Genomic DNA, 20,691 nt, shown 5'->3' on the forward strand with positions numbered 1-20,691 from the left:
GAAAGAAGATACGAGACCCCATGACCAGGGAGAAAGCCGAAACCGCATCTCGCCCCAGGCTTCGCGCGGCCTCTACATCTGGCGATCTCGTCGCTGATATCTACGAGATGGTGCGAAAGGAAATCACCACGGGGACGCTGCGGGTCGGCGACCGGGTGACCGAGGTCGATCTGGCGGAACGGTTCGGCGTGTCGCGCACCCCGGTTCGGGATGCCATCTCCCGGCTGGAGGCGGATGGCCTGCTGACCAACGAACCGCGCCGGGGGCTGGTGGTTTCGGTGCTCAGCCATCAGCAATCGGTCGAGCTGTATTTCATGCGCGAGATTCTGGAAGGCGCCGCTGCCCGGCTGGCCGCCCAAAGTGCCAGCGACATCGAACTGTCGATGCTGGAAGAACTGAGCAACAAGGAAATGTCGTCGCTTGATGACGTTTCGGCGCTGATCGAGATCAACCGCAATTTCCATCGTCTGATGATGCTGGCTGCGCATAACCGCTATCTGCTGCGCAGCCTGTCGCAGCTGACGCTGACCATGTCGCTGTTGCCGAGCCTTCTGGACAAGGGGGAAAGGGCCCGCTCTGCCGCAGTTGAACACCGCGCCATTGTCGACGCATTGCTGGCTCGCGACCGCGAAGCGGCGGAAGAGGCCGCGCGCCGGCATGTCCGCGCCTCGCAGCAGCACCGCATGCTGTTCAGCCTGGAAACCGACCCGGCGGTCTGATCCGGGCGCGCGGGCGTCGTCAGTATTCCTCTGCCATCATCTTCAGCCGCAGCGCAAAGCCGGTCGCGATATGGTTGCGCGCGGCGCGTTCGGCGCGATCCGCGTCGCGTTCGGTGATGGCCGCAACGATGGCCTCGTGTTCGGCCTGCGCGGAGCGGCTGCGTTCCGGGCTGGCATAGGTCGATCCCGGCACAAGGCTCAGATGGACGCGCAGGTTGTTCAGGGCCTCGATCATATAGCTGTTGTGTGAAGCCTGAACGATCTGGCGGTGCAGCATCAGGTTGCGGCTGCGCAGATGCGCGGGTTCGCTGGTACGGGCGTCGGTTTCCACCATGTCGCGCAGGACCGCGATTTCCGCCGCCGAGGCGTGCAGTGCGGCCAGCCGGGTTGCCATGCCTTCCAGCCCCTCGCGCACGGCGAAAAGCTGGCTGAGCTGGTCAAAGTTCATCCGGGTGATGATCAGCCCCCGGCGGGGCGCATGTTCGGCCAGCCCCATCGCATGCAGCCGGTGCAGGGCCTCGCGTACCGGCGTGCGGCTGATGCCCAGATGCTGCGCAAGATCGGTCTCGCGCAGCCTGTGACCGGGGCGCAGCTCGCCCCGCTCGATCAGGTCGAGCAGATGTTCGAACGGGCTGCGCCGGATATCGCCCGGCTTCGGCGCTTCGGCGGCGCGGGTCATGGGCGCAGCCGGTCCAGCCCCTTGCGCAGTTCGTCGATCAGATCTTCGGGATCTTCCAGCCCGATATGGAGGCGCACGGTCTGCCCGCCCGGAGCCCAGGTTGTGGCGGTGCGATAGACTGCCGGATTGCTGGGCACGATCAGGCTTTCGAAACCGCCCCAGCTCGACCCCATGCCGAACAGGGTGAACCCGTCGAACATGCGCGCCAGCGCATCGTGATCGACAGGTTTCATCACGAAGCCGAACAGGCCCGAGGCGCCGGTGAAATACTGCTTCCACAAGGCATGGCCCGGATGCGAGGGCAGCGCCGGATGCAGCACCTGAAGCACTTCGCGTTGTTCAGCCAGCCAGTTGGCGACGCGGATGCCGCTGCTGTGGTGGTGGCGCATCCGCACCCCCATGGTGCGCAGCCCCCGCAGCGCCAGATAGGCGTCATCCGCGCCCACGCAGACGCCGAAGCGCAGATAGGTTTCGCGCAGGCGTTCATAGACCGGCGCCTGACAGGCGATGGTTCCCAGCATCAGGTCCGAATGACCCGAGATATATTTGGTTCCCGCCTGGATCGAGATGTCCACGCCATGCGTGATGGGCTGGAAGAAATAACCGCCGCTCCATGTGTTGTCGATCACGGTGGTGATGCCGTGGCGGCGGGCAGCTTCGGTGATGGCCGCCACATCCTGCACCTCGAATGTCTGCGATCCGGGCGATTCCATCCAGATCAGCCGGGTTTCAGGGCGGATCAGGCTTTCGATTCCGGCGCCGAGGGTCGGATCGTAATAGGTCGTCTCGATACCGAACTTGCGCAGCGTATGCTCACAGAACTTGCGGGTCGGCCCGTAAGAGCTGTCGGTGACCAGAAAATGCGCGCCGGGTTCGGCGAAAGCCATCAGGACAGTGCTGATCGCATTCACCCCCGAAGGCGCGACAAGGGCGCGATCTGACTCTTCCAGCGCGCAGACCGCATCTTCCAGCGCATGAGTCGTCGGCGTGCCGCGGCGGCCATAGCGCAGCCTCGCGCTTTCCTTGGCTTCCAGCGCGGCGAGGTTCGGAAAGAGGATGGTGGAGGCCCGGTAAACCGGGGTGTTGACCGCGCCGAAATGCTGCGCAGGGGCGCGTCCACAATGGGTTACGCGCGTGTCCAGGCCTGGAGTCTTGATCGTCATGGCAGAAATCCCTCGGTGTCAGGTACATCTTGCATACTATTAAAAACATCTGTATACAATAGCACATGGGCGTCGAAAACACACGGGAACAACCCTGCCGCGCCCTTCAGCAGCGAGAGGAGAATCGGGGTGATCAACATGAAAGCAGTCGGGTTTGCCGCCATTGCCGGCCTGACACTGGCCGCTGCCGGCATGGCGCAGGCAGAAACGGGCGCCACGCTGGCCGCCGTGAAGGCGCGGGGCGAAATGCTGTGCGGCGTGCATCCGGCTCGCCATGGTTTTGCCGCGCCGGACAGCCGCGGAGAATGGAGCGGTTTCGAGGTCGATTTCTGCCGCGCGCTTGCGGCGGCGATTTTCGGTGATGCAACAAAGGTGCGGTTTGTCGCGCTGTCGTCGCAGCAGCGTTTCCCGGCGATCCAGTCGGGCGAGGTTGATGTGCTGGCGCGCAACGTCACGGCGACGCTGGGGCGCGATACCGCGCTGGGTCTGAACTTTGCGCCGCCGATCTTCTACACGGGCACCGGCTTTCTTGTCCGGGCGGCCGACGGAATTACCAAGGTCGAGGATCTGGACGGCGCGACCATCTGCATGGCGCCCGGCTCCACCACCGAACGCAATGTGGCGCAAATCTTCGCCGCGCGCGGGCTGACCTACACCCCCGTTGTGATCGAGAACAACAAGCAGCTTGTCGATGCCTATGTGACCGGCCGCTGCGATGCGCTGACCAAGGACAAGGCGGCCCTGCCCGGCGTGCGGGCCTTCGATACGGAAAATCCGGCAGATCACATCCTGCTGCCCGGCATCTTCTCGAAAGAGCCGCTTGCCATGGCGGTGCGTCAGGGCGACGATCAGTGGTATGATCTGGTCAAATGGGTCACCTATGCCACGTTCAACGCCGAAGAGATGGGCGTAAGCCAGGCAAATGTCGACGAGATGAAATCCTCGGAAGACCTCGACATCCAGACCCTGCTGGGCGTGATCGGTGACAATGGCACCAAGCTCGGGGTGGACAATGCCTGGGCCTATAACGTGGTCAAGCAGGTCGGGAACTACAAGGACATCTACATGCGCCACTTCGGGCCCGACAGCCCCGTGGCACTGGACCGCGATTACAACCAGCTCTGGACCGAGGGCGGGTTGCTCTACGGCTTCCCGATGCAATAAGGCCTGCGGCTGCCTCTATCGATGCCGCCCGTGCCCGCTGCGGGACCGGGCGGCACAAGTCTCATGACGACCTTCGGGGATAACACATGACTGATGCCACACCCTCCGGAGGCGGAAAACGTCCCGCCCGGAGCATGAAGGACATCCTTTACAGCGAAAGCTTCCGAACGGTGATCTACCAGGTCGCCCTGGCCGCTGCGGTGGTATTTCTGGGCCTGTTTCTGTATCAGAACGTGGTCGAGAACCTGCAACGCCAGAATATTGCCACCGGCTTCGGTTTTCTTGGCGAAGTGGCGCAATTCCAGATCGGCGAACGCCTGATCGAATATTCGCCGCGCGACAGCTATGGCCGCGCCCTGCTAGTCGGGCTGATGAACACGCTGACCGTCTCGGCGGCGGGCATTCTCGTCGCAACGGTCATCGGTTTCGCGGTCGGCATCGCGCGGGTTTCGGGCAACTGGCTGCTGCAACGCATCTCGCTCACTTATGTCGAGGTGGTCCGCAACATCCCGGTGATCCTGCAAGTAATCTTCTGGTCGGCGGTGATCCGCAACCTGCCCGCCCCCCGTCAGGCGATCGAGCTGTTCGGCTTCGGGTATCTGAGCAATCGCGGCCTGATGGTGGCGGTTCCGGCCGCACATCCGGCGCATGGCTGGATGGGCTGGGCGCTGGTGCTGGGCGTCATCCTCACGCTGATCGGGCTGCGCCTCGCCCGGCGTCACCGGGAAAACACCGGAAAATATGTCGACATGCTGGGGCCGGGTCTGGCGCTGGTTCTGGGCCTGCCGCTGGCGGTCTGGCTGTTTGCCGGTGCGCCGCATGCCATCAGCTTCCCCGAACCCAAAGGGTTCAGCTTCGTGGGCGGCTCGGCCCTCAGCCCGGAATTCTTCGCGCTGATGCTGGGGATCTCGCTTTATTCCTCGGGGTTCATCGCAGAAATCGTCCGGGCGGGTATCCAGGCCACGCCGAAAGGTCAGGTCGAGGCCGCACGGTCGATCTCGCTGCGCCCGCGTTTCATCCTGCGCTATGTGATCCTGCCGCAGGCCCTGCGCGTCATCGTGCCGCCGCTGACCAGCCAATACGTCAGCCTGATCAAGAACAGCTCCATTGCCGTTGTCGTCGGCTACCCGGATCTGGTGAACATCGGCAATACGGTGATGAACCAGACGGGACAGGCGGTCGAGGCCATTGCGGTGATGATGCTTGTCTATCTCATCATCAGCCTCGTCACTTCGCTGCTGATGAACTTCTACAACCGCCTTGTCGCGATCAAGGAGCGCTAGGTCATGGCCGCGATCACTCAAAGCCCGGTCCATCGCACCGGCACTTTCGACCCCAACGCCCGCCTGACGCCCGCTGCGTGGATGAAGGCCAACCTGTTCAACTCGCCCGGCCAGATCCTGCTGACGCTGGCGACAGCTGCCGTCCTGCTGCGCTTCCTGTGGTTCGTGCTGGACTGGGGCGTCTTCAATGCGGTCTGGTCTGCCACTGACCCCGAAACCTGCCGTCAGGCAACCGGCGCCTGCTGGGCCGTCATCGGGGAAAAGCACCGGCCAATGCTGTTCGGTCTTTATCCCTATGATCAGCACTGGCGGCTGGTCATCATGATGGTGGTCTATCTGGCAACGGTGGTGCTGTCGCTGTGGCCGCGCTGCTGGAACATGCGGTTTCTGGTGCCGCTGTGGATCGGGGCTGCCGTCAGTATCGGCATCCTCATGTTCGGGGGCGTGCTGGGCCTGCGCTATGTGCCGACCTCGGAATGGGGGGGGCTGCCGCTGACCATGCTGCTGTTCACCGGCACGGTGCTGATCGGGATGCCCATCGCCGTGCTGTTGGCACTGGGGCGCCGGGCGCCGTTGCCGGTGGCGCGCGGGGTATCCGTTGTCTTCATCGAGGCGCTGCGCGGCGTGCCGCTGATCACCATTCTCTTCGTTGCGGTCAACGTCTTTCCGCTGTTCCTTCCGGCTGGCGTCGAGGTGGACAAGCTGTTGCGCATCACGGTGGGCATCGCGATCTTCTTCGCCTGCTATCAGGCCGAAGTGATCCGCGGCGGTTTGCAGGCCATCCCGCGCGGGCAATACGAGGCTGCTGCCTCGCTGAGCCTCAGCTACTGGCAGACCACGCGCCGTATCATCCTGCCGCAGGCGCTGCGTATCTGCCTGCCCGCCATCACCAACCACATCATCGCCGCGATGAAGAACACTTCTTTCGTGATCATCATCGGCCTTTTCGACATCCTGACCGCAACGACGGCCGTGATGCAGGACCCGCTGTGGCGGCAGTTCTACGTCGAAGCCTACCTGTTCGTCGCGGGGGTCTATCTGTTCTTCGGCTATGCGCTGTCCCGCTATGCGCGGCAGGTCGAAAAATGGATCGCCGAAGGGCGCATCTGAGCGGCAAAGGGGAAAACCATGTCACAAATTACCGCCTCTACCCCGGTCACCGCTGCCGGTGACGACAGCATCATCTCGATGCGCGATGTCTCCAAATGGTATGGACAGTTCAAGGTCCTGCAAAACGTCAACCTGGATGTGCGCAAGGGCGAAAGGGTTGTCGTCTGCGGCCCGTCCGGCTCGGGCAAGTCGACACTGATCCGCTGCATCAACCGGCTGGAGGTGCATCAGGAAGGTCAGATCCTCGTCAAGGGGCTGGAGCTGACAGACAATGTGAAGAACATCGACGCCATCCGCCGCAACATCGGCATGGTGTTCCAGAACTTCAACCTGTTCCCGCATCTGACTGTGCTGGAAAACCTGACGCTTGGCCCGATGCTGACCCGCCAGATGAAGAAGGCGGATGCCGAGGATCTGGCGATGCATTTTCTGGGCAAGGTCCATATTCCCGAACAGGCGCAGAAATATCCCCTGCAACTGTCGGGGGGGCAGCAACAGCGCGTCGCCATCGCGCGGTCGCTGTGCATGCAGCCGGAAATCATGCTTTTCGACGAACCGACCAGCGCGCTTGATCCCGAGATGATCAAGGAGGTTCTGGATACGATGATCGAACTGGCGCAAAGCGGCATGACGATGATCGTGGTGACGCACGAGATGGGCTTTGCCCGCACCGTGGCCGACAAGGTGGTGTTCATGGCCGATGGCTGCATCGTGGAAAGCGGTCCGCCGGAAGAATTCTTCGGCAATCCGCGTGAACCGCGCACCCGCGCGTTCCTCGACCAGATCCTGAAACACTGAGACCGGCGGCGCCTGGCCTCTCCGGGCCGGGCGCAGGTTTTACAGATAGGAATTCCGATGACGTGTCTGACGTCACAGCTTGCGGCCCGCGCCGCAGGGTTGTCCTTTGCCGACCTTGGCGATCCCGTCCGTAACTGGGCGACGCGGGCTTTCGCCGATACGATCGCCTGTGCCATCGCGGGCGTGAATGACGAAGTGGTCCGCGCCGCGTCGATGGTTCTGCCCGCCTCGCCCGGCCCTTCGGCGCTGCTGGGCCGGGCCGGGCGGCTGCATCCGCTGGATGCGGCACAGATCAACGGAATCGCCGCGCATGCGCTGGACTTTGACGACTGCAATCTGGAGATGGATGGCCACCCTTCGGTTTCCATCGTTCCGGGTCTGCTGGCGCTGGCCGACCGGCAGGATGCCACGGGCGCCGATCTGCTGACCGCCTATGTTGCGGGGGTCGAGGCCGAAATCCGCATCGCGCGGCTGTCGAACCCTGCTCATGCTGAACGTGGCTGGCATCCGACCGTCACCTTCGGCGTGATCGGTGCGGCGGTGGCGGCGGCGCATCTGCTGCGGCTCCCGGCGGAGCGGATGGCCGTGGCCATCGGCATCGCGGCCTCCTGCGCGGCCGGGCTGCGGGCCAATTCCGGCACGATGACGAAGCCACTGCATGCCGGACAGGCCAATCGCAACGGGGTGCAGGCAGCCTTGCTGGCCGAGGCCGGGTTCACCGCCAATCCCGAGGTGCTGGACCACAGGTTCGGCTTCATGGCCGCCTTCAACGGCGGTGTGCCCAAAAACACCGATGCCGCGCTGGAGGGCTGGGGGCAGGATTTCGCCCTGCTGTCCCCCGGCATCGCTATCAAGCAATACCCCTGCTGTGCCTTTGTTCATTGCGCCATCGACGCGGCGGCAGAGCTGCACCCCGTCGTGCTGCGCGCGCCTGTCGAGCAGATCGAGGTCACACTTCACCGCAAGCGGTTGAAGAATATTGACCGGCCGCTTCCAAAGGACGGGCTGGATGCCAAATTCTCGACCCAGTATCTGACCGCGCGGGCGCTGCAAACCGGCAGCATCGGCTTTGCTGATTTCGATGCAGACCGTGTCTTCGATCCGGCAACCGCAGCGCTTGCCGCAAAGGTCCGGCTGAATGCGCATGAGGACAGCGACCTGTCGCTGGGGCATGTGCGGGTCACACTGGCGGACGGAGAGGTTCTGTCCGCCTCGGCCAGCGTGGCCATGGGGCGCGGCCCTGCCAATCCCATGACCCCGGCGCAGTTCCGCGCGAAGTTTGAGGATTGCGCGCATCGCACGCTTTCCGCCGCCGCCACGGCCCGCCTTTACGACGCGCTGATGGCGCTGCCTGCGCAGGGCTCTGCCCGCAAGCTCAGCGCGCTGATGCAGCCCGAACCCACAACTCCAGAGATGCAGACCAAGGCGGCCCCGGCCGCGGCCAAGGAAAGGTGATCCGATGTCCCTGTCACACCAAATCGCCCGACGTGTCGTCGCGCTCGACCCCGCCAGCTTCGATCCCGATGCGGTGAAATGGGCGAAGAACGCGATTGCCGATATGATCGGCTGCACGCTTCTGGGCGCGCGCACCGCGACGACCGAAGCCGCGCTTCTGCCGGAAACCCACGCTGCCGGGCCCTGCCTGTTGCTGGGGCGGCGGGAAAGGCTGGGCCTGCTGGACGCAGCTTTTGTCAATGGTACGGCGGGCCATGCGCTTGACTATGACGACACGTCGAAATCGCTGTCCGGCCATCCGACGGTCATCATCATTCCGGGCCTTCTCGCCCTTGCCGAGGCACAGGGCGCGTCAGGCAAGGCCGTGACCGATGCCTATATCATCGGGGTCGAGGCCGCGACGCGCTTTGCGCGCGGGGTGAACTTCCAGCACTATGAAAAGGGCTGGCACCCGACGGCAACACTGGGGATCTTCGGGGCGGCGGTCGCGGCGGCTGTGCTGCTGAAGGCCGACGAGGCCCAGATCGCCAATGCCATCTCGATTTCCGCCTCGCTGGCTTCCGGCATCAAGGCGAATTTCGGAACCGATACCAAGCCGCTGCATGCCGGGATTGCCGCGCGCAATGGTCTTTTTGCCGCACTGATGGCGGTGCGGGGGGTGAACGGCTCACCCGTGGCGCTGGAACATCCGCAGGGCTTCCTGGAGGTGTTCAACGGCGCCGGGAACTACGATGCCGACCGGATGCTGGTGAATTGGGCAGAGCCGCTTGACCTGCTTGCTCCCGGCATTTCGATCAAGAAATATCCCTGCGTCTACAGCGTGCACGGCGCCATTGATGCTGCGATCCAGTTGCATGACGGGCCCTTGCCCGACAGCAGAAATGTCAGCGATGTGCTGGTGCGGATGCATCCGCGCCGCCTGCTGCCCCATGTGCGCAACCCCGCGACCAGCGCGCTGAACGCCAAATTCTCGTTGCCCTATGCTGTGTCGCGCGGGCTGGTGAATGGCGCGGTCCTGCTGGAGCATTTCGAGGATGCGGCGCTGCATGATCCCGAAGTGACCCGCATCATGGGCCTGATCCGCATGGAACCGCATGATGACGACGCCAATGATTATGGTGCCGAGGTGGTGGTGACTCTGCGGGACGGAAGCATCCTGCGCCAGACCGTCGCGGCGCCGTTGGGGCGTGGCCCGGAAACCCCGTTGCCGCAAGAGATGCTGGCCGCGAAATTCGCCGACTGCGCCCGCCCCAGCCTGACCGCCACCGGAGCAACCGGCGTGTTCGATCTGCTCATGCAACTCGACACCCTGCCCCGCATTGTCATCCTGACCGATGCAATCCTGGCCGCGACGCGCTGAGCCGCAAGGAGTGATGAACATGAGCTTTGCACGCGAACTGGCCCGCCGGGCGCTGTCGATCCGCCTGGAAACCGCCCCGCCCGAAGCGGCCCGGATCGGACGCCGCGCCTTTGCCGATACGCTGGGCGTGGCCCTCGCAGGGTCTGATGCCTCAAGCCTTGATGCGCTGGAGGCGGTGCTGGACATCGGCGCGGCCCCGTCACAGGCCACGCTCTGGGGGCGGGGCGGACGCCGTGCCTCGGTCCTGCATGCCGGTCTGGTGAACGGCACCGCTGCCCATGCGCTCGATTTTGATGATTGTTCGACCACCATGGGGGGCCATCCTTCCGCGCCCGTGGTGCCGGTGGTGATCGCATTGGCGGAAATGACCGGCGCGACGGCGGGCAAGGCGCTTGAGGCGTGGATGACCGGGGTCGAGGTTGAAACCCGGCTGGCGCGCGGTCTGCTGCCGCATCATTATGAAAAGGGCTGGCATCCGACGGCAACGCTGGGCGTTTTCGGCGCCACCGCCGCCGCTGCCCGCATGCTGGACCTGAACGAGGAACAGATGACCACCGCGCTGGCGGTGGCGGTGTCGATGGCTTCGGGGCTGAAGTCGAATTTCGGCACGCCGGTCAAGCCGCTGCATGTGGGTCAGGCAGCGCATAACGGCATCCTTGCCGCCCTCGTGACCCGTCGCGGCATCACCGCCAATCCCGAGGCATTCGAGCATAACTACGGGTTCTTCAATCTGTTCAATGGTGCAGGAACCTATGATGCCGATGCCATCCTGAACGGCTGGGACGGGCCGATGGAGGTGCTGGAGCCCGGCATCGCCATCAAGCAGCACCCCTGCTGCGGTTCGGCGCATTCCGCGATTGATGCCGCGCTTCGCATCGTTGCACGCGAGGGGCTTCTGGCAGCGGAGGCGATCGAGCGGATCGACATTCGTACCCATGAACGCCGCCTGGCCCATACCAACCGGCCCGAGCCGCGTTCGGGCCTGGATGCGAAGTTCAGCGTGCAGTTCCTGACTGCCAGGGCATTGACCTGCGGCCAGATCCGTCTGGCCGATTTTGACGATGCTACCTTCCTCACCGCGGATCTGGCGCGCTTGCTGCCCCGTGTCGAGGCCACGGGCCATCAGGCGCCTGACGCCTATCTGGGCCGTTTGCAGGTGGTGATGAAAGACGGCCGTATTTTCGAGGACAGCGCCTCGACACGGTTCGGGCGCGGTCCGTCCAATCCGATGTCGGATGCGGAACTGCGGGCAAAATTCACCGATTGTGCGGCGCCCTCGCTGGGCGAAGTCAGGGCCGGGGCCGCATTTGATGCCATCCTGTCGCTGGCCGATGATGACCGGCTGGATGCGGTGATGGCGCTTGTTGCGGGTGAGGAGGCGTGACGATGATCGAACTTTTCGGCCGACCCAACTCCTCAAATTCCGCAAAGGTGTTCTGGCTGCTTGACCAGATCGGGCAGGAATACCGCCTGGTGCCTGCCGGGCGAGGCTTTGGTCCGGTCGATACGCCGGAGTTTCTGGCGCTGAACCCCTGCGGTAAGGTGCCGGTCCTGCGCGAGGGCGACGCGGTGATCTGGGAATCGAACACCGTCCTGCGGTATCTGGCGCGGCGTTTCGATGCGGTCAGTCTGCTGCCTTCGTCCGCCGTCGGGCAGGCTGCTGTCGAAGGCTGGATGGACTGGGCCTCGATCACCCTGACGCCGCCGCTGACCCGGTTGCGCAAGGCACGCTCCGCCGGGAAGACCGACGACACCGATCTGCCTGCGGTGATCGCGGCCTGTACCTTGCTCGACAGACAGCTTGACGGGCGTGACTTCATCGCGGGCCCATCGCTGACGCTGGCCGATATCAGCGCCGCCCCGGCGGTCCATCGCTGGTTCCTGCTGGCGGGTGACAAGCCCGCCCTGCCCCGCCTTGCCGCCTATGCCGAAAGGCTCGGCACGTTCGGGGGCTATGTTCGCCATATCCGCCCGCTGAACTGACCTTCCAGATCCGGTCGCCCGTTTGCCGGGCGACCCGTTTGCAACCCTGCCAGACCGGGGGCCGCTGCAGGCCGCACCCCGACCGGAGGCGCACGCCATGATGCAGCATGCCATTCCCTTTCTGATGATGCGCGGCGGCACGTCGCGGGGTCTGTATTTCGCCCGCGCAGACTTGCCCGCCGAACCTGCGCGGCTGGCGCGGGTGCTGATTGCGGCTCTGGGGGCCGGGCACCCCTACAATATCGACGGGCTGGGCGGCGGTGTGGCGGTGACCACGAAAGTCGCCATGCTGTCACGCTCGACCGATCCGGAAGCGGATATCGACTATTTCTTCGCACAGGTTTCGGTGAACGAAGAGCGTGTCGATTTCAAGCCGACCTGCGGCAATATCCTGTCCGGGGTCGGCCCGGCGGCCATCGAGATGGGCATGATCGCCGCGACGGAGCCGGTCACACGGGTACGCATTCGCGCGGTGAATACCGGGGCGCTGGTCGATGCGGTGATCCAGACACCGGGCGGCCGCGTGGTCTATGACGGTGATCTTGCCATCGACGGGGTGCCACGTCGGGGCGCGCCGATCCGGCTGGGGTTCCGCGAAACCGTTGGAGCTGCCACCGGCCAGCTTTTGCCGACCGGCCAGGCGCGCGACAGGATCGACGGGGTGGAGGTGACGTGTCTGGACGTGGCCATGCCAGTGGTGATCGCCCGGGCCGAGGCCTTTGGCCTGACCGGCGCCGAAACTGCGGCGGAGCTGGATGCCGATACCGCCTTCATCGCGCGGCGCGAGGCGATCCGGGTCAAGGCGGGTGCGCTGATGGGAATGGGCGACGTCTCGGCCTCGGTCACGCCGAAATTCGCCCTGATGGCGCGCGCCCGGCAGGGCGGCACTGCCAGTGCACGTTATTTCATGCCGCAGACCTGCCACCCCAGCATGGCGGTGACGGGCGCGCAGTGCCTTGCGGCAAGCCTGCTGGTGCCCGGCAGCGTGACCGCCGATCTGGCTCCCGGTCTGACCAGTCCTGCGGATCTGGTGTTGGAGCACCCGTCCGGCCGTATCGAAGTGACGGTGGAGTTCACCCCATCCGGCGGGGAGGCGCCGCCCGAACTGCACACAGCGGGGATCCTGCGCACCGCGCGGCTGCTGGCGCGGGGAGAGGTGCTGGTGCCAGCCAGCGCCTTGTCATGAGGCGTGAAGGGGCGGTGCTACCGGAAACAGCCCGCCGGTTCCCTGAGCGGTGACGCCCCCTTCTGCCCCGCGCATCAGGAACAGCGCGTCAAACCCGTGCTCCCGCGCCAGCGCGATGCCCCGGTCTGGCCCAAGCACCATGAGCGCCGTCGCCCAGGCATCGGCCTCGGCGCAGCTTCGGGCCACGACCGTGACCGAGGCGGGCGAGCTGGCCAGCGGCATGCCGCGCTGCGGGTCCATCGTATGTGACAGCCGCCGGCCGTGCGTTTCGACCCAGTGGCGGTAATCGCCCGAGGTTGCCACGGCGGCATCCTGAAGCGCGAGCAGCGACTGGGGGCTGCGCCGTCCGGTCTCCGGTGCCTCGATGGCGATGGTCCAGGCCTCGCCATCCGGGCGCAAGCCAAGCGCCCGCATCTCGCCATCAATCCCGACCAGCGCATCGCGGATGCCATGGGCCAGCAGGGTTTCGGCCAGACGGTCCACGCCATAGCCCTTGGCAATGCCGTTCAGGTCAAGCCGGATGGGCGCAGTCTTGCGGATGCGGCGCTCTGCAAGCTCCAGCGTCGTGAAGGCGGGGGGCCGTTCTGTCGATGCGGCAGCGTGGATGGCTGCGGCGCTGGCGGTTTCGGGGCCGAAGCCCCAGGCCGCGACACTGTCGCCCATGCCGATGTCGAAGGCGCCGCCCGAAGCGCGCCCGATCTCAAGCCCAAGGCGCAGCACGCGGCAAAGATGCGCGGGCAGAGCCACCCATTCCCCCTGTGGCGCGGCATTCAGACGCATCAGGTCGCTGTCGGGTTTCCAGGTCGACATCTGGGCATCCACCTCGTCGACAGCGGCCTGCAGGGCGCGATGCAGCGCCGGGGTGTCAGTGTTCGTGAAGAACAGGGCCGACCAGCGCGTGCCCATGGTTGCGCCGTTCAGGGCGACGCGATTTCCGTCAGTAAACATCTTCGACATAGCGTCCTCCAGCTTTCAGCATGGCAGGGGTCAGCCCGCTCGGGGCCAGGATTTCGGCCAGCGCCTCGGTCACGCCTGCCGCCATGTCCCGGCCACCGCAGACCATGACACGGGCACCCTCGCGGATCAGCTGCGTGACCTGCGCCGCCTCGGCGTGCAGGGCATCCTGCACATAATGCGGTTTCACCCCGCGCGAGACGGCGGTGACCAGCCGGGTCAGACGCCCCTGCGCCTGCCAGTCGGCTATTTCGCTGTGGTAAAGGAAATCGCTGTCAGGATGGCGCATCCCGAAGAACAGGTGGACTGGCCGCCGCCGGTTTGCACGCAGGAAGCCTGCCAGAGGCCCGATGCCGGTTCCCGCCCCGATCAGGATAAGCGGCGCCTTGCCCCGGCCTGGCCGGAAGCCGGGGTTGGGCCGCAGGAAGGCGGTGACAGTTTCGCCCGGATGCAGCGCCGTCAGCCGTGATGAGACAAGGCCGCCCGGATGCTTGCGCACCACGATCTCGACAAATCCGTCGCGCCGCCCGGAGGCCAGCGAGTAAAGGCGTGGCGCGGCGCCATCGTCGGGAAGAATACCGATCAGATCCCCCGCCGAGAACCGGGCAAAGCCTGCGCCGGTCAGCCGCTGCCAGAGGCTCTGGCGGGGCAGGGCAAACCGCAGAATTGCGGTCGGGGCCTGCACCTCGGCGCCATAATCCCGACGTGACAGCAGCGTTAGGGTCTGTGTGCGTGGTGCGACCGGCTGATGCGACAGCTCCAGCGGCAGTCCAAGCCTCTGCCCCAATGCGCGGCCCCAGCGCGCAAAATCCTGCGGGGACTGACGGTCGACGGTGTCGGGCGGCAGCAACGCCTCCCAGCCCTTCGCGCAGGCTGCGGAGGTGACGGCATTTGCAAAGGCGCAATAGGCGGGAAAGCTGCGGTCGCCAAAGCCCAGAACAGCCATCGGGATTTCAGGCAGAGGCGTGGCACGTTCCAGCCGGTCCAGAAATCCGGCGGCCGAAGCGGGCGCCGCGCCGTCGCCATAGGTAGCGGCGAACAGAAGGATGCGCCGGGCGCGACCATAGGTTTCCGGCGCGAAATCCGACATCGGGCCGACATGCACCGTCTGGCCTGCACGGGTCAGCGCTTCATGCAACGTCGCGGCAAAACCCCAGGTGCTGCCGGCTTCGCTGCCGACCAGCAGGATTGTTTCAGCCTGCGACGCGGGCTGGTTGTCACGGATGCGGGGGCGCCCGCGCCGCGCGGACAGCCAGAGTGCAACCCCCGTGCCCGCCATCACCGGAACGCCAAGCGCCATCAGCCCCAGCATCAGCCCCAGCAGTGCTGCCCCCTGCCCGGTGTGCAGCATGTAAATGGTTTCGGTCATCCGCTGCCAGGCGGTCAGATCGGCCCAGGCCAGCAGCGCGCCGGTACCCTGATCCAGATATCCGGTGCCCCGATCCGTCTTCAGGGTGAACGCATCCGTCGCGTCACCGGGGTAGGGAAAGCTCAGTTCCCGCAAGGTGCTGACAGGCGTCTGGGTCAGCGTGACGATCTGAGCGGGCGCGATTCCGGTCTGGCCGCTCACCGCCGCAGGAAAGGCGGGCGCGCCGCCGGTCTCGGGCAGCAAACCGAAGGTAGAGGCTGCCATCCACAGCGCCGTGACAGACGACAGCAGAAGACCGGCCACCGCGATCCGGGCGATCTCGACATGCAGCCGCCCGGCCAGCGGTCCGCGCAGGCGGGTGAACCAGTGCCGCAGCCCGCCGGTGCGCCGCGCCACCAGCGCCACGCCCGACAGTGACAGCACCAGCATCGCCGCAGCCCCCGCCGCCATGGCAAGGCGACCGCCATCCCCGAGGAACAGCGACCTGTGCAGGCCCGTCAGCCAGCGCTGGACCTGGCCCGGATCGGCCGAGGCTACCCCCTGCCCGGTTGCCGGGTCGACCACGGCGGCGCCCGGCGTGCCCTGATCGAACCAATAGGCCGTGATCCGCCCTGACGGCGCGCGGCGGATCTGCTCGACCCCCGGATAGGCCGCCTGAACGCGGCCCGCGAGCGTGGCGACCGACAGATCCGCGCTGGCCTGCGGCGCGGCAAGCTGCTCTGCTGCCGGAAAGACGGAAAGCGCGGCGCCACTGAGCGCGAGAAGCGTGACCAGAGCCAGGGCCAGAAGACCCGGCCAGCGATGGAATGCGCGGATCATGGCCCTGCCTCTTACATGTCGTACTGGAAGCTGGCGATGTAGCGGCGCCCCTGCACCGCCTTGCCGGCACCATCGGTGGTCAGCGGAACCGCGATTTCATTGGGGCTGTCGCGCATATCCTCCACCGCCGCGTCGATATGCAGCGTGTAGCCCGCATCAAACAGCGCATCGGCCAGATCCAGCGTGACATCCAGCTTGCGACCTGAGCCCACGCTGGCGCCGGTGATGCCGTTCACCTGCGCCGTATCGCCGCCGGTCGCGCGATACCAGTCGCCCAGATGTTCGTAATATTTCGACTTGCCGCCCGCCATCCACAGACTGCCGACATAGGCGCCCGAAGCATCTGTGACGTAATAGGCAAGATAGGCACCTTCGCCGCCATAGGCGTTCAGCGTGGTGCTCAGCGTGACGGGTTTCGCCAGTGCGAGACCGGGCAGCGTAAGCGCAGTGGTCAGGGCCAGCGTTGCAAGAAGGGATTTCATGTGTGGGAGTCCTTTGAGAGATCCGGGGAAGGGTCAGTTCATCTGCGCCTTGGGCGGGGTGCCACTGCCGAACAGCCCGTTCTTCGGCGGGGCCGCGCTGCCTGCCGGGGCGGGATTGGCACCCTGCGCCCCGCATGTGCGATCATCGTCGTCGCAGTCATCCTCCTCGTGGTCCTCGTCGTCGTCCCCGCTGACAAGCACGAGGGGGAGCGCCTGCGCGCTGTCGGAGATGCGGGTGGCCAGAGGCTGCTGCACCGGCGCCGTGGGGGTCGGTGTGGCCGCCCGGACCGGGGCACCGATGGTGACACTCAGCGCCGTGGAGGCGACAAGAAGCGCCAGGGTCTTTGTCATGTCAGGGGTCTCCTTTCGTTTGCTCCGTGCAAACTGGGGGCCCGACCTGAGCGTTACCTGACGGCGTGGCCTTTCCTGCTTCAGCTTGCCGTCAGGCAGGGGAAGGGGAAGATCGTTCCGGGGACACCCGGCATGTGATAGAAGGCAAGGATGACGCCGCCTCGTCGCATCTTCACCCATCGGATAACCGATCACGGCTTCGACAGCCCTTCTGTGGCCGGTTCAGAGATTTTCCCCTACTGGAGCTTTACCAAAACGGCGCTGGCGATCTGCGCGCTGCGAATGGTGGAACAGGGCCTGCTGTCGCTGGATATGCCCCTCGCCGGGTACGACTTCTCGCTGCGTCAGCTGTTGAACCATACCTCCGGTCTGCCGGACTACGGTGCATTGCCCGCATACCGCGAGGCGGTTGCCCGGAACGAGGAGCCATGGCCCGCAACCCGGCTGTTAGAGGTGGCGATGGCACAGGGTCGTCTGTTCGGGCCAGGTGCAGGCTGGGCCTATTCCAACGTCGGCTATCTGCTGGTCCGCGATCTGACAGAGCAAGCCTCGGGTCAGTCTTTTGCGCAGAATATCAAGCTGTTGATTTGTGATCCGCTGGGGTTGGGCAGCATCGCGCTGGCAAGCTCGCGCCAGCAGTTCGGCCGGGTTTTGTGGGATGGCGCACAAAGTTATCATCCGGGCTGGGTTTATCATGGGTGCCTGACGGGAACCGCCGCAGATGCCGCACGGCTGTTGCATGGTCTGTTCGCGGGGCGGCTGCTAGGGCCAGAGATGCTGGCGCAGATGTGCCAGTGTCAACCGCTTGGCGGCGCCTTGCCGGGCCGTCCCTGGACAGAGTGCGGCTATGGCCTTGGCGTGATGAGCGGAAGCTGGGGGGCTGCCGGGCGGGTGATCGGCCATACCGGCGGCGGGCCGTTCAGCGTGAATGCGGTATATCATTTCCCGGATATGGACCAGCCCCTGACCGTTGCCAGCTTCACCGACGGGCAGGAGGAAGGGATCGCCGAACATGCAGTGGCGGCCGGGGTGCATCCTGCCTGATCTTGCATCTGCCGGTCAGTCCTCGTCGGGCCCTTTCTGCCTGTGAGAGGCGTGATCGCCGTCCTCGTATTCCAGTTCGATCACCTCAAGCGTGGCTGGATCAACCGTCACCTCGATCTGGCGGCCCGCCGCGTCGCGGCCCTTGATCTCGTAACAGCCGTCGTCGATCTTGATGCGGCGCACCGTCCAGCCCTTTTCGAGCGCCAGCCGCGCCACGGCATCACGGGGGTGCCAGTCCGCCATTGGCACATGGCAATCCCGCCCCGCCTGGGCAACGCCAGCCGGGAATGCGACGAGAAAGCCAAGAATTGTCAATGTCTTCTTCATGGGCCAAACTCCTCGTCACGGCTAACCGTGGACTGTCGTGCCCGGCGAAGCTGACAGGAGCCTGAAGCCCCCTGCGCGGAAACGTCAGCTTTTTGTCAGTCTGCCCGGTCAGGAAGGGGCGGTGCAAGAGGAACGGAACGACAAATGCGGCTGCTGCTGATCGAGGATGACACGGTTCTGGGCGCGGCGGTGCGCGACCAGATTGCGGCGGATGGCCAGTCGGTTGACTGGGTGACGCGGCTTGACGCGGCGGGTCATGCCCTGCGCGGCACGGCCTATGATCTGGTTCTGCTTGACCTCATGTTGCCCGATGGGCGCGGTATCGTCTTTCTGCGCGCGATGCGGGCGCGGGGCGATGTGACGCCGGTCATCATTCTCACTGCGCTTGATCAGGTGTCGGACCGGATCGAGGGGCTGAATGCCGGGGCCGACGACTATCTGGTGAAACCTTTCGACCTTGCCGAGCTTTCGGCGCGGATCGGATCTGTGGCGCGGCGCTATTCCGGCAATCCCAACCCGATCATCAGCCATGGCGCGCTGGAGATCGACCTTGCCGCGCGAAGTGTGCTGCGGGATGGCAAGACCGTCGCGCTGACCGCCCGCGAATGGGCACTGTTCGAGGCCCTGCTGGCCCGCCCCGGTCAGCTTCTGTCCAAGGCGCAGCTGGAAGAAAAGCTGTATGCCTTCGATGCCGAGATCGAAAGCAACACGATCGAGGTTCATGTCAGCCGCCTGCGCAAGAAGCTGGGCGCCACGGTGATTGAGACCGAGCGCGGCATGGGTTACCGGCTGGGCAAGCCATGAGATTGCCGCGCAGCCTTCAGGCCCGGCTCGGTCTGTCGGTCGGTCTGGTGCTGACCCTGTTGTGGCTGCTGGCCGCCACCATCACGGCGGTCATTCTGCGCGGTGAGATGGACGAGGTGTTCGACAGCGCCCTGCGCGAAACCGCCGAGCGCATCCTGCCGCTGGCGGTGACCGATATCGTCGGGCGCGAGGATGAAGGCGTGACGCAGCACCTTGCGCCGATCCGCGAGCATGACGAATTTTTCACCTATGTCGTGCGGGATGCCGAAGGGCGTATCCTGCTGCAATCCCATGCCGCCGACCCGGCGGTCTTTCCGCCCTACGAAGGGACGGGGTTCCACGATACCGCTACGCATCGGCTGTACAGTGATGCGGCGCTTCAGGGCACGGTCCGGATCACGGTGGCCGAGCCTCTGGCCTATCGGGCCGAGGTAGCGCGCGAGATCCAGCTCGGGCTTGCGCTGCCGCTGTTCATCCTGCTGCCCGCTGCGCTGGCGGCGATTGTGCTGGCGGTGCGTTTCAGCCTTGCACCGCTGCGCCGGTTCCGCAGCCGGCTGGAGGCGCGGAGCGCCCGTGACCTTTCGGCGGTGCCCGCGACGGATCTGCCGTCCGAGATCAACCCGCTGGCCACCACGCTCAATCATCTGCTGGACCGGCTGCGCGCGGCCTTCGAGGCCGAGCGCAGCTTTGCCGCCAATGCAGCGCATGAGCTGCGTACCCCGCTGGCCGGGGCCATCGCGCAGGTTCAGCGCCTGCGGTCTGAGACTGCCGATGCAGCGGCACGCGACCGGGCGGGGCAGATCGAAGCCACGCTGAAACGCCTGACGCGGCTGTCAGAGCGGCTGATGCAGCTTGCGCGGGCCGAAGGCGGGCGGCTGCGGCTGGATCACGCTGCTGATCTGCGGCCGGTTGCCCGTGTCATGGTCGAGGATCTGGGCCGCACCGCCGCGCCCGGCCGCATTGTCCTGACGCTGCCTGAAACGCCGGTGCTGTCGGACCTTGACCCCGATGCTTTCGGCATCCTGTGCCGCAACCTTGTCGAAAATGCCCTGCGGCACGGATCTGATACCGCCCCGGTCAGCGTAGCGCTGACCCCGGACGGGGTGTTGACCGTTGCCAATGACGGGCCAGTAGTGCCGGAGGAGGTATTGGGCCGCCTGACAACCCGGTTCGAACGCGCAGGGGCCAATGGTGATGGCAGCGGGCTGGGGCTGGCCATCGTGGCTGCCATCGCGGATCGCGCTGGCAGCGCGCTTGTCCTGACCTCGCCACGTCCGGGCACGCTTTCGGGCTTTCAGGCCGCGGTGCGCTTGCCACGGCAACCCATGCCCGAAAGGTGATGTTTTCGGGGTTTCTTGCAATAGTGATGTTTTTGGGGTATTTCTGAAAATCTACGTTTTCATCACCTTGCGGGGCGGAGCCATGCAGACCCAGATCCTTCGTGACGCAACCAGCCTGACGCAGGCGCTGCGCAGCCGCCGCCGTGCGCTGGGGCTGACCCAGGAAGAGCTTGGCCAGCGCGCCGGGCTTGCGGCAAAGCATGTGTCGCGGATCGAGAATGGCACGCATGAACCCAAGGTATCGACCCTTTTCGCGCTGATTTCCGCCCTCGGGCTGGACCTTGTGCTGGGCGAGGCGGGC

21 protein-coding genes are annotated in these 20,691 nt (G+C 65.4%); 14 read left to right on the plus strand and 7 right to left on the minus strand.

Going from position 1 to position 20,691, the window contains the following annotated elements; translation table 11 throughout:
* Nucleotides 1-20 precede the first annotated feature (20 nt).
* On the plus strand, nucleotides 21-719 hold the full coding sequence (locus AO684_RS07235; protein ID WP_054302074.1) for a GntR family transcriptional regulator: 699 nt from the start codon (nucleotides 21-23) through the stop codon (nucleotides 717-719).
* Nucleotides 720-738: 19 nt separating this feature from the next.
* On the opposite strand, the gene AO684_RS07240 is transcribed toward AO684_RS07235, so the two are convergent.
* Both AO684_RS07240 and metC read right to left on the minus strand, forming a co-directional pair.
* The gene (locus AO684_RS07240; RefSeq protein WP_054302075.1) at nucleotides 739-1,398 is read right to left on the minus strand and encodes a GntR family transcriptional regulator; all 660 of its coding nucleotides are present in this window, start codon (nucleotides 1,396-1,398) and stop codon (nucleotides 739-741) included.
* Nucleotides 1,395-2,561 (minus strand): cystathionine beta-lyase, encoded by a 1,167-nt coding sequence (metC, locus tag AO684_RS07245; protein ID WP_054302076.1) that lies wholly within the window; start codon nucleotides 2,559-2,561, stop codon nucleotides 1,395-1,397. Before metC ends, AO684_RS07240 begins: the two co-directional genes overlap by 4 nt.
* 138 nt (nucleotides 2,562-2,699) lie before the next feature.
* Between metC and AO684_RS07250 the strand changes: the two genes are divergently transcribed.
* The 9 genes from AO684_RS07250 (at nucleotide 2,700) to AO684_RS07290 (ending at nucleotide 12,900) form a co-directional block, all read left to right on the plus strand.
* Entirely contained in the window at nucleotides 2,700-3,725 is a 1,026-nt protein-coding gene (locus AO684_RS07250) for an amino acid ABC transporter substrate-binding protein (protein WP_054302202.1), read from the plus strand.
* Nucleotides 3,726-3,859: 134 nt separating this feature from the next.
* Nucleotides 3,860-5,008 (plus strand): amino acid ABC transporter permease, encoded by a 1,149-nt coding sequence (locus AO684_RS07255; protein WP_229825485.1) that lies wholly within the window; start codon nucleotides 3,860-3,862, stop codon nucleotides 5,006-5,008.
* A 3-nt stretch (nucleotides 5,009-5,011) separates the two neighbouring features.
* Nucleotides 5,012-6,118, plus strand: a complete 1,107-nt coding sequence (locus tag AO684_RS07260; RefSeq protein WP_054302078.1) for an amino acid ABC transporter permease — start codon at nucleotides 5,012-5,014, stop codon at nucleotides 6,116-6,118.
* 78 nt (nucleotides 6,119-6,196) lie between these two features.
* Nucleotides 6,197-6,916: an amino acid ABC transporter ATP-binding protein gene (locus AO684_RS07265; protein ID WP_369814581.1), complete on the plus strand. Its 720-nt coding sequence runs from the start codon at nucleotides 6,197-6,199 to the stop codon at nucleotides 6,914-6,916.
* A gap of 57 nt (nucleotides 6,917-6,973) precedes the next feature.
* Nucleotides 6,974-8,371 carry an MmgE/PrpD family protein gene (locus AO684_RS07270; RefSeq protein WP_054302080.1) on the plus strand — a complete coding sequence of 466 codons (1,398 nt, stop codon included), beginning with the start codon at nucleotides 6,974-6,976 and terminating at the stop codon, nucleotides 8,369-8,371.
* 4 nt (nucleotides 8,372-8,375) lie between these two features.
* Complete coding sequence (locus AO684_RS07275; RefSeq protein WP_054302081.1) at nucleotides 8,376-9,731, plus strand: MmgE/PrpD family protein; 1,356 nt, start codon at nucleotides 8,376-8,378, stop codon at nucleotides 9,729-9,731.
* A 19-nt stretch (nucleotides 9,732-9,750) separates the two neighbouring features.
* Nucleotides 9,751-11,115 (plus strand): MmgE/PrpD family protein, encoded by a 1,365-nt coding sequence (locus AO684_RS07280; protein ID WP_054302203.1) that lies wholly within the window; start codon nucleotides 9,751-9,753, stop codon nucleotides 11,113-11,115.
* Nucleotides 11,116-11,117: 2 nt separating this feature from the next.
* A complete protein-coding gene (locus AO684_RS07285) occupies nucleotides 11,118-11,714 on the plus strand; it encodes a glutathione S-transferase family protein (RefSeq protein WP_054302082.1) in 597 nt (198 codons plus the stop codon).
* 97 nt (nucleotides 11,715-11,811) lie between these two features.
* The gene (locus AO684_RS07290; protein WP_054302083.1) at nucleotides 11,812-12,900 is read left to right on the plus strand and encodes a 4-oxalomesaconate tautomerase; all 1,089 of its coding nucleotides are present in this window, start codon (nucleotides 11,812-11,814) and stop codon (nucleotides 12,898-12,900) included.
* Here the strand turns inward: AO684_RS07290 and AO684_RS07295 are convergent.
* The 4 genes from AO684_RS07295 to AO684_RS07310 are packed head-to-tail and all read right to left on the minus strand — an operon-like array spanning nucleotide 12,895 to nucleotide 16,875.
* Complete coding sequence (locus tag AO684_RS07295) at nucleotides 12,895-13,857, minus strand: FAD:protein FMN transferase (protein ID WP_054302084.1); 963 nt, start codon at nucleotides 13,855-13,857, stop codon at nucleotides 12,895-12,897. The two genes, AO684_RS07290 and AO684_RS07295, sit on opposite strands and share 6 nt — an antisense overlap.
* Nucleotides 13,838-16,042, minus strand: a complete 2,205-nt coding sequence (locus tag AO684_RS07300) for a PepSY domain-containing protein (protein WP_054302085.1) — start codon at nucleotides 16,040-16,042, stop codon at nucleotides 13,838-13,840. The genes AO684_RS07295 and AO684_RS07300 overlap by 20 nt, the downstream gene beginning before the upstream one ends.
* 11 nt (nucleotides 16,043-16,053) lie before the next feature.
* Complete coding sequence (locus AO684_RS07305) at nucleotides 16,054-16,524, minus strand: DUF2271 domain-containing protein (RefSeq protein WP_054302086.1); 471 nt, start codon at nucleotides 16,522-16,524, stop codon at nucleotides 16,054-16,056.
* A 33-nt stretch (nucleotides 16,525-16,557) separates the two neighbouring features.
* Nucleotides 16,558-16,875, minus strand: a complete 318-nt coding sequence (locus AO684_RS07310) for a hypothetical protein (RefSeq protein WP_054302087.1) — start codon at nucleotides 16,873-16,875, stop codon at nucleotides 16,558-16,560.
* A 150-nt stretch (nucleotides 16,876-17,025) separates the two neighbouring features.
* Here AO684_RS07310 and AO684_RS07315 point away from each other — a divergent pair, with 150 nt between their 5' ends.
* Nucleotides 17,026-17,919 carry a serine hydrolase gene (locus AO684_RS07315; protein WP_054302088.1) on the plus strand — a complete coding sequence of 298 codons (894 nt, stop codon included), beginning with the start codon at nucleotides 17,026-17,028 and terminating at the stop codon, nucleotides 17,917-17,919.
* A 15-nt stretch (nucleotides 17,920-17,934) separates the two neighbouring features.
* On the opposite strand, the gene AO684_RS07320 is transcribed toward AO684_RS07315, so the two are convergent.
* Complete coding sequence (locus AO684_RS07320; RefSeq protein ID WP_054302089.1) at nucleotides 17,935-18,246, minus strand: PepSY domain-containing protein; 312 nt, start codon at nucleotides 18,244-18,246, stop codon at nucleotides 17,935-17,937.
* Between the two features lie 144 nt (nucleotides 18,247-18,390).
* Here AO684_RS07320 and AO684_RS07325 point away from each other — a divergent pair, with 144 nt between their 5' ends.
* From AO684_RS07325 to AO684_RS21795, 3 genes are all read left to right on the plus strand, one after another.
* Nucleotides 18,391-19,050 carry a response regulator transcription factor gene (locus AO684_RS07325; RefSeq protein WP_054302090.1) on the plus strand — a complete coding sequence of 220 codons (660 nt, stop codon included), beginning with the start codon at nucleotides 18,391-18,393 and terminating at the stop codon, nucleotides 19,048-19,050.
* Complete coding sequence (locus AO684_RS07330) at nucleotides 19,047-20,390, plus strand: HAMP domain-containing sensor histidine kinase (RefSeq protein ID WP_054302091.1); 1,344 nt, start codon at nucleotides 19,047-19,049, stop codon at nucleotides 20,388-20,390. The genes AO684_RS07325 and AO684_RS07330 overlap by 4 nt, the downstream gene beginning before the upstream one ends.
* Before the next feature lie 82 nt (nucleotides 20,391-20,472).
* Nucleotides 20,473-20,691: helix-turn-helix domain-containing protein (locus AO684_RS21795; protein WP_161805998.1), on the plus strand; the 219-nt coding region annotated here is incomplete at its 3' end.

Origin of the sequence: Gemmobacter sp. LW-1, assembly GCF_001303875.1 — a bacterium.
GTDB classification, from domain to species: Bacteria; Pseudomonadota; Alphaproteobacteria; order Rhodobacterales; family Rhodobacteraceae; genus Gemmobacter; species Gemmobacter caeni.

Bases quoted from the DNA above. Each gene is read 5' to 3' on its own strand.
- metC (WP_054302076.1), bottom strand. From the start codon at position 2,561: ATGACGATCAAGACTCCAGGCCTGGACACGCGCGTAACCCATTGTGGA.
- AO684_RS07270 (WP_054302080.1), top strand. From the start codon at position 6,974: ATGACGTGTCTGACGTCACAGCTTGCGGCCCGCGCCGCAGGGTTGTCC.
- AO684_RS07305 (WP_054302086.1), bottom strand. From the start codon at position 16,524: ATGAAATCCCTTCTTGCAACGCTGGCCCTGACCACTGCGCTTACGCTG.
- AO684_RS07240 (WP_054302075.1), bottom strand. From the start codon at position 1,398: ATGACCCGCGCCGCCGAAGCGCCGAAGCCGGGCGATATCCGGCGCAGC.
- AO684_RS07285 (WP_054302082.1), top strand. From the start codon at position 11,118: ATGATCGAACTTTTCGGCCGACCCAACTCCTCAAATTCCGCAAAGGTG.
- AO684_RS07235 (WP_054302074.1), top strand. From the start codon at position 21: ATGACCAGGGAGAAAGCCGAAACCGCATCTCGCCCCAGGCTTCGCGCG.
- AO684_RS07330 (WP_054302091.1), top strand. From the start codon at position 19,047: ATGAGATTGCCGCGCAGCCTTCAGGCCCGGCTCGGTCTGTCGGTCGGT.
- AO684_RS07325 (WP_054302090.1), top strand. From the start codon at position 18,391: ATGCGGCTGCTGCTGATCGAGGATGACACGGTTCTGGGCGCGGCGGTG.
- AO684_RS07295 (WP_054302084.1), bottom strand. From the start codon at position 13,857: ATGTCGAAGATGTTTACTGACGGAAATCGCGTCGCCCTGAACGGCGCA.
- AO684_RS07315 (WP_054302088.1), top strand. From the start codon at position 17,026: ATGACGCCGCCTCGTCGCATCTTCACCCATCGGATAACCGATCACGGC.
- AO684_RS07310 (WP_054302087.1), bottom strand. From the start codon at position 16,875: ATGACAAAGACCCTGGCGCTTCTTGTCGCCTCCACGGCGCTGAGTGTC.
- AO684_RS07300 (WP_054302085.1), bottom strand. From the start codon at position 16,042: ATGATCCGCGCATTCCATCGCTGGCCGGGTCTTCTGGCCCTGGCTCTG.
- AO684_RS07255 (WP_229825485.1), top strand. From the start codon at position 3,860: ATGAAGGACATCCTTTACAGCGAAAGCTTCCGAACGGTGATCTACCAG.
- AO684_RS07250 (WP_054302202.1), top strand. From the start codon at position 2,700: ATGAAAGCAGTCGGGTTTGCCGCCATTGCCGGCCTGACACTGGCCGCT.
- AO684_RS07320 (WP_054302089.1), bottom strand. From the start codon at position 18,246: ATGAAGAAGACATTGACAATTCTTGGCTTTCTCGTCGCATTCCCGGCT.
- AO684_RS07275 (WP_054302081.1), top strand. From the start codon at position 8,376: ATGTCCCTGTCACACCAAATCGCCCGACGTGTCGTCGCGCTCGACCCC.
- AO684_RS07280 (WP_054302203.1), top strand. From the start codon at position 9,751: ATGAGCTTTGCACGCGAACTGGCCCGCCGGGCGCTGTCGATCCGCCTG.
- AO684_RS07290 (WP_054302083.1), top strand. From the start codon at position 11,812: ATGATGCAGCATGCCATTCCCTTTCTGATGATGCGCGGCGGCACGTCG.
- AO684_RS07260 (WP_054302078.1), top strand. From the start codon at position 5,012: ATGGCCGCGATCACTCAAAGCCCGGTCCATCGCACCGGCACTTTCGAC.
- AO684_RS07265 (WP_369814581.1), top strand. From the start codon at position 6,197: ATGCGCGATGTCTCCAAATGGTATGGACAGTTCAAGGTCCTGCAAAAC.